The 6609-nt window shown below is 28.4% G+C and carries 10 protein-coding genes; all 10 read right to left on the bottom strand.

Annotated features, from left to right (window positions below; genetic code table 11):
- Positions 1-166 precede the first annotated feature (166 nt).
- On the bottom strand, positions 167-364 hold the full coding sequence (locus tag G551_RS0111955; RefSeq protein ID WP_027885785.1) for a hypothetical protein: 198 nt from the start codon (positions 362-364) through the stop codon (positions 167-169).
- Between the two features lie 4 nt (positions 365-368).
- Positions 369-1028 (bottom strand): hypothetical protein, encoded by a 660-nt coding sequence (locus G551_RS0111950; RefSeq protein WP_027885784.1) that lies wholly within the window; start codon positions 1026-1028, stop codon positions 369-371.
- 163 nt (positions 1029-1191) lie between these two features.
- A complete protein-coding gene (locus G551_RS0111945) occupies positions 1192-1851 on the bottom strand; it encodes a hypothetical protein (protein ID WP_027885783.1) in 660 nt (219 codons plus the stop codon).
- 165 nt (positions 1852-2016) lie between these two features.
- A complete protein-coding gene (locus G551_RS16675) occupies positions 2017-2187 on the bottom strand; it encodes a hypothetical protein (RefSeq protein ID WP_169558817.1) in 171 nt (56 codons plus the stop codon).
- A gap of 77 nt (positions 2188-2264) precedes the next feature.
- Positions 2265-2684, bottom strand: a complete 420-nt coding sequence (locus tag G551_RS0111935) for a hypothetical protein (RefSeq protein ID WP_027885782.1) — start codon at positions 2682-2684, stop codon at positions 2265-2267.
- Between the two features lie 161 nt (positions 2685-2845).
- Positions 2846-3565 carry a hypothetical protein gene (locus G551_RS0111930; protein WP_027885781.1) on the bottom strand — a complete coding sequence of 240 codons (720 nt, stop codon included), beginning with the start codon at positions 3563-3565 and terminating at the stop codon, positions 2846-2848.
- 192 nt (positions 3566-3757) lie between these two features.
- Positions 3758-4411, bottom strand: a complete 654-nt coding sequence (locus tag G551_RS0111925) for an SLATT domain-containing protein (RefSeq protein ID WP_027885780.1) — start codon at positions 4409-4411, stop codon at positions 3758-3760.
- Positions 4412-4639: 228 nt separating this feature from the next.
- Entirely contained in the window at positions 4640-5155 is a 516-nt protein-coding gene (locus tag G551_RS0111915; protein WP_027885778.1) for a hypothetical protein, read from the bottom strand.
- A gap of 239 nt (positions 5156-5394) precedes the next feature.
- Complete coding sequence (locus G551_RS0111910) at positions 5395-5973, bottom strand: hypothetical protein (protein WP_027885777.1); 579 nt, start codon at positions 5971-5973, stop codon at positions 5395-5397.
- Positions 5974-6121: 148 nt separating this feature from the next.
- A partial coding sequence (locus G551_RS15850) for a hypothetical protein (RefSeq protein WP_036243832.1) occupies positions 6122-6609 on the bottom strand: 488 nt, incomplete at its 5' end.

Genomic DNA, 6609 nt, shown 5'->3' with positions numbered 1-6609 from the left:
TTCACAATGACCTTAAATCGGGAGTATACGTCATTTTAAAAACACTTCATTCTTCTAATTTGCAAAGGATATAAAAACAAAAAACCTCCTAAAAGCGGTTTAAATAAGTGAGATTTTCTAAGAATTAAAGGCTTGTGCAACGGTTACCGGTGTTGTGTGTAGTGTGTTATTTTCTATTAATGTGAGTTTTCCACTCTTTAAACTTTACTTCCATGTCCCGATATACTGAAGCCTCTTCATAACGCTTCATTTCAATTAGATCTTCTTTTATTTTTACAAGAAGTTCTAATTGTTCATTGAATTTATTTTTGAAATTTTCTTTATTTTGATTTAAATTATCTCTTTTAGGAAATTTTATATCCATTTGCTTAAATTTTTAATTTATTTTGATTGACTGCTTTAAGAATATCATTAAAATAAACTTCTTCTTTTATTGTGTACATTGGGTGATATGCTTTTATGTATAAAGTATTATTTTTTGAAATTGCACTACAACTACCAAAACTCTCTAAAGTACCAAGTGCCAAATCTTCTTGAAAATATTTATATGTTCCTCCAAAAATTATAATAGTTGGTTTGAAATCTTTTATTTGTGCAAAAAGCAAATCTTTGGAATAATTATAATATTCCCAAATATCATTTTCATTTGCAACAGGACCGCCGCCAGTTTTTTTAATATTTATGTAAGCGATTTTTTTTAACTCATCAATAACTTCTGGCTTATATGAAGGGTGAAATAATTCATCATTCCAAGAAAGATTATTTAAAATTCCATTTGTAACGTATATTATTTTTTTAAAGGTGGAACTTGAACCCTTTAAAATTCCTGTTTTTGTTTTTAAATTGTATTTTATGTGACCGCGCATATCCCAAGAACCATCTTCACCTGTGCTATTTGGATCTTTTAAAATCCATAATATCTTAATGTCAGTATTTTGATAATCTTTTTCACTTACTATACCATCGAAAATAGGCTCTCTTTTGAAATTCTCTGCGATTTTTTTTATTTCATTATCAAAGTTTTTCATAGATTTTATAATTTTTACATTACACACAACGGTCTTGTATAATTACCCAGCTAAGGGAATTTGGAAACTAAAGATAGTAAAAAGAACTGACTTTGACGCGTGAGCGTCTGTGTCCGCAGGGCACAGAACCTTAGTTGGAATTATACGTTGTTGTAAAACGTTTTTATTTTGACTCTATCTTCAATAATTGGTTTAAAATAAAGCTTTTATTGTCAAGTCTATCAAGTCTTCCAATTTTAGTTACGTTAAAATATAAATAAGCGAAATAATCAGTTTTGGGTTCTTCTAGTGTAATTTCTTTTTCATCATTAACTATAAAAGTTATAGGAAATTGATTTTTATTTAATTTAATGATTTTTTCATTTTCAAATCCAGTGTTGGTATCAATTTCTCCATCATCAGATTTAATTGACACACCTAAAACAATATTTTCGATTTCCTTATAAGAATAGGTTTTAATTTTAAAAATAACAGAAGAAGAATCCACATACTTAGAACGTGTAACTCTCTTAATTTTAATACTATCCAAAGGTTTTTCTTTCATTCCAAAATTGAGTTTTAATTTAGAGTCTATAATTTCAAATGTTCCAATACCTTGTTTATTTATTTCAAAAATATGTGTTCCGCAAAAAGATTGTTTAATTTTTTTTTGATCGTGTAAATATGGTGATTCATTTAAAAATGAAGTGTAGCCAAAATCCGTATCATTTAAAATTGTAATATATTCTAATCCATCATTTGATAAATATATTCCTGGTTCAATAGTTTTTTGACTATAAATGTTCAAACTGAAAAAAATAGATAGAAAAAATAATACCTTCATAGATTGATTTTTTAGTCAAATGTTTTACAACGGTCTTGTATAACAATCAGTTGCGGATTGTTTAGAAACTAAGATAGCTAAAATTCCCGACTTTTATGCTTGCGCGGTTGTGTCCGCAGGACACAAAGCCACAATTGTTGTTATACGTTGTTGCCACACGTTTTTTTACTTTAACTTTATAGATATAAACGCTACTAATAATACAGTTAGCAAGAAAATAAATAAATTTCTTGACCAATTTTCTTTTGCTTGTTCTTTTTCTAAATCTGTTTTTCCAAATTTTATAAAAAGCCACCAAATGAAACCTCCAATGTCTGTCAATAATCTATGGCGCATAAAATATTATTTGAGTTTTCATATTAGGTTTGGATATAATTTTAGGTATGATAAAAAACTTTTTCCTTTTTCTATTATTAACTTCGATTTTGTATATAATTTCCATAGGCTATAACGAAGTCCGAATCATTATCTGAAAGTTTTGTTTTATTCAATTCTAAATGATTTTTATTTTTAATTTGTTCTTTTAAGGTATGAAAACCTGCGACAGATTTTGGTGAAAAACAATCAGCGAATAAATTAAAATTCTCATCCAAATCAATCTTATAATTTAGAAATCCGAAATTCACATTTTTTAAATCCCAATCAATATTAAACATTACAACATACTTTCCACTTGTAAATGCTCCAGATGGAAATTTGGTATTTTTTGGTGTTTTAGCTAAAATTTCTTTAAAAGTTAATCCGTGGACAGCTAAAATATATTCTGCTTTTTTTAAATCAGTCGTTGAACCTCCAAGATCATTTTTTTCTAATTTATCAACAAACAATATCATATATGATTTTTTTTAAATGTGTGGCAACGGTCTTGTATAATTACCCAGCTAAGGGAATTTGAGAATTAAAGATAGTAAAAAGAACTGACTTTGACGCGTGAGCGTCTGTGTCCGCAGGACACAAAACCTTAGTTGGAATTATACGTTGTTAGCATACGTTTTTAGCCTATCAATTCAGTTCCATTTTCTTTAATAAACTCAATTAACGCTTTTGCTCCTTGTTTAATTCCTTCCGTTTTAGTTTGATTGACAAATTCTTTTATAAATTTCGTGCCTTGTTTTGAAAGTTTAGCCCAAATAGTTGCTAAACGGTTTATAACCCACTTTTTAGATTTATTAGTTAGATTTTCTCGTAAATCAACAACATCATTTTTAATTTCAGATACTATTTCCTTATTTTTTTCATTTTTATAATTGTCTATTTTCTCTTCAATATATTCTAAATGAGAATCTAATAATAGTATTTGTTTAGTGTTAAGTGGTTTTCTGTCAGCATCTTCATCAATTATCTCAAATTCTGCGTAATATTCTTCTTTAAAAGAATCAACGATTGGATCATCAAAAAAGGACTCTGTAGTTTCGTATTGTTCTAAAAGATTAAGCCATTTTTTAAATTCTATTTCAAGATTTTTTATTTCAATCCAAGTTCTATATTTTTCAGGCTCATCTTCATTTTTCGGTTTTCTATCCATTAGAAATTGGAAACTACCATTTTGTTTTTTTTGGTATTGTACTATTTTGAAATAGAAGTCTGATTCACTGTCGATGTCTAATACCAAAAGTAAATTCTCTTTCGGTTCGGTTACTTTAAATTTTTCGCCAATTAGATTAACAAAAGGTTCTAAAGATTTTAAAATTCTTAATGGAAGTTTCTTTTTCAATATTATTTTGTTATAAATGTATGCTAACGGTCTTGTATAACAATCAGTTGCGGATTGTTTGAAAACTAAGATAGCTAAAATTACCGACTTTTATGCTTGCGCGGTTGTGTCCGCAAGACACAAAGCCGCAATTGTTGTTATACGTTGTTGCCACACGTTTTTTTCGTTCAGTTTTCAATTCCGCTTTATTCATTAAATGACTTTCATAATCACGAAGTATAAAATTATTCCTGGAATTAACATCATTGCTAAATAAATCAGCCTTGTATTCACGAAATACATAATTTGTGTCCAAATCCAATCGTACCATTTAACTTCGTAATAATCTGTGAACTTTGTTCTAAATTTTTTATTGTCAATTGGGTCGTGATTTTCATATCTCCGAAGAATATTTTGGTATTCTTTCTGAAGATTTTTACAAAATTCCAATTTGTCGTTTTCTGAAGCATCCTTTTCGTATGATTTATAATTTTGAAGTTCATTATATAAGTCAGCCAAATCTAAAGCGCAGTCGTGAAAATTTTTTGCCTTTACAGGGTAGTTCTGTGCATTTTCTATTAATGAAAAAACCAAAACTAAAATTGATAAAGCAGTAATTGTGAATGCTATCACGTTTGCATCAATTGCATTAGGATTATACAGATTATAGACAGATACCAATCCGAAAATTATTAAATAAGCGGAAAGGAAACTAATACTTAAAGTTGAATATTTCGCAATCGTTTTTAATCGGCTGTCAGCAGTAAATCGAGTGCCCTTAGTTGACCAAATTTTATGTTTTAGTTCTTCAAGGAAATCTTTGTCTAAATGCTCCTTACCTTTTCCTTTTTCAAAACTTTTAGTCATTCTCAATATTTTTTCTTAAATGTGTGGCAACGTGTTTGTATATGATAAGTAGCGTGCAAGTTAGCGAGTATTTTTCCGCCACGCAACAAGCCAAATCTTTTGTATTTTGCTTTTATCTTTTCTTTTCAAAATGCCAAATCAAAAGATTTGGCGGCTTTCCAAATATACCAAAATTTTCGGTTGAGAAAAGACGCAGCTATTTGTTATATACGGTGTTGCCACACGTTTTTATTCCTTAGCTAATTGGTCAATTTTTTTAAATATTCCTCTGTATTTAGTTGTGTCTTTTGGCGATATTCTCGAAGTTGCGTGATAATTTCTATTTGTACATTCATTTTTTAAATTGCTATAACCTTCGATTATAAAACCTGTTCCATCTAAATAATGATTATCGTTTATTCTTACTGGTGATTTCCAATAATTAATTTCATTCAATAAATTTTTGATTTTGTTCCAATCTTTTATTTTTAGATTGATTTTTTCAATTTTTTCTAAACTGTCAATTTGAATGTCATTAATTTCTTGCCAATATTTATTAGATGAGAGAGTAATTTTATCAGCGTTTTTGTTTAAACGATAAATACTGCTATTTCCCCAAGGACCAATAATTAGAAATCTATAAGTTTCTCCTTCTAAATTTTCTAAATTTGGTTCATTTATTTTGGTTAAAAATTTCGAATATTCTTTATCAGATTTTATTTTAGCAATAATACTATCATTTGCCTGTAAAATATCTGAATCCATTTTACAATCTATTTTATTTTGGCATCCGTTACAGATAACAATAGTAAATAGAAATATCAGTATTTTTTTCATCCGCAATTTTTTTTCAAATGTGTGGCAACGGTCTTGTATAATTTCCCAGCTAAGGGAATTTGAGAACTAAAGATAGTAAAAAGAACTGACTTTGACGCGCGAGCGTCTGTGTCCGCAGGACACAGAACCTTAGTTGGAATTATACGGTGTTGGCAAATCGTTATTTTCTAATCCCAATATTTTTCTATTAAATGATATATAACTCCATTGTCTATATCAATTGCTAGATAATTCGCGTTTGGATATTTATTACAACGATAAAATTCAATATTCTGAATATTTTCAATTTCGTAAAAAAATGAAATTTGTTTTTTAAATTCAGGCATTTCGCGCTCAATAAATTCCAAATTCTTTTTCATTTCAGCTCCGTCAATTTTTTCAGTTTGTGTGTCAGATATATCAGATTGTTTAGTTTTTAAATCCGATAGAAACTCTAACATTTCTGTTTTGTCCGATTTGTATTTAAAATAACAGGAATAAAAATTGGGTGGAAAGTTTATTTGAATACTTTTTATTTCGTCCATTTCTGGAATATTTTCATTGGTATATATATCACTTAATTTGACTTTTTCAGTCGATGAAAATGAGTTGAAAGCAAAATTTACTGATTTTTTCCAAGCTTTTTTTGAAACATCAGCGATTTCGGTTTTTGATTTTTCTATCAATTCCTTTCCTTCGTTTTTCGCTCTTTGACAAGAACAAAAAATAATTAAAACTGTAAATATTATTTTGATTTGCGTTTTCATTAATGTTTGCCAACGGTCTTGTATAATTACCCAGCTAAGGGAATTTAAGAAATAAAGATAATAAAAAGAACTGACTTTGACGCGTGAGCGTCTGTGTCCGCAGGACACAAAACCTTAGTTGGAATTATACGGTGTTGTGTGTAGTACTTTATTTCAGAAATCTGATTCTTTCACCAGTGTCAGGGTCTGACAAAAAATACCACAATTGATAATTATTTTGTAATTTATAAATTTCTAAATCCGTTGTAATACTTGGTTTGTTAAAATTCAGCTTAATTTTTTTCGTGTCGTATTGTTCAATAATTTTCCACGTTCCAGATGAGATTCCGTTATTAATTTCTCGCTCAAACAGATTTTGAGAGTTATTCATTTCAAATTTATTATTAGACTTAAAGGTTAACAAAATACTGTCGTTCTTAATTTCAGAAAGATACTCGTATGAGAATTTGTCCATTTTCCAAGTTCCAATAATATCATTTAAATTTACTTCAACATTTTTTCTCTCAATATTTACATCAACTGGTCCCATAAAATTACAAGATGTAAATCCTAGAATTAAAGTTAATAAAATCCAAAAAGGTCTTTTCATTTCAATTTTTGAGTTTGTTTGGGTATTACACACAACGGTCTTGTATA

Source organism: Mesonia mobilis DSM 19841 (assembly GCF_000423405.1).
Classification (GTDB): Bacteria; Bacteroidota; Bacteroidia; order Flavobacteriales; family Flavobacteriaceae; genus Mesonia; species Mesonia mobilis.
Note: the sequence above shows the minus strand (reverse complement) of the source record. Positions and strands in the feature narration are given on the sequence as shown.

What these genes read in the sequence shown, in the direction of transcription:
- G551_RS0111955 (WP_027885785.1), bottom strand. Translation starts at nt 364, where the DNA reads ATGGATATAAAATTTCCTAAAAGAGATAATTTAAATCAAAATAAAGAA.
- G551_RS0111950 (WP_027885784.1), bottom strand. Translation starts at nt 1,028, where the DNA reads ATGAAAAACTTTGATAATGAAATAAAAAAAATCGCAGAGAATTTCAAA.
- G551_RS0111945 (WP_027885783.1), bottom strand. Translation starts at nt 1,851, where the DNA reads ATGAAGGTATTATTTTTTCTATCTATTTTTTTCAGTTTGAACATTTAT.
- G551_RS16675 (WP_169558817.1), bottom strand. Translation starts at nt 2,187, where the DNA reads ATGCGCCATAGATTATTGACAGACATTGGAGGTTTCATTTGGTGGCTT.
- G551_RS0111935 (WP_027885782.1), bottom strand. Translation starts at nt 2,684, where the DNA reads ATGATATTGTTTGTTGATAAATTAGAAAAAAATGATCTTGGAGGTTCA.
- G551_RS0111925 (WP_027885780.1), bottom strand. Translation starts at nt 4,411, where the DNA reads ATGACTAAAAGTTTTGAAAAAGGAAAAGGTAAGGAGCATTTAGACAAA.
- G551_RS0111915 (WP_027885778.1), bottom strand. Translation starts at nt 5,155, where the DNA reads ATGGATTCAGATATTTTACAGGCAAATGATAGTATTATTGCTAAAATA.
- G551_RS0111910 (WP_027885777.1), bottom strand. Translation starts at nt 5,973, where the DNA reads ATGAAAACGCAAATCAAAATAATATTTACAGTTTTAATTATTTTTTGT.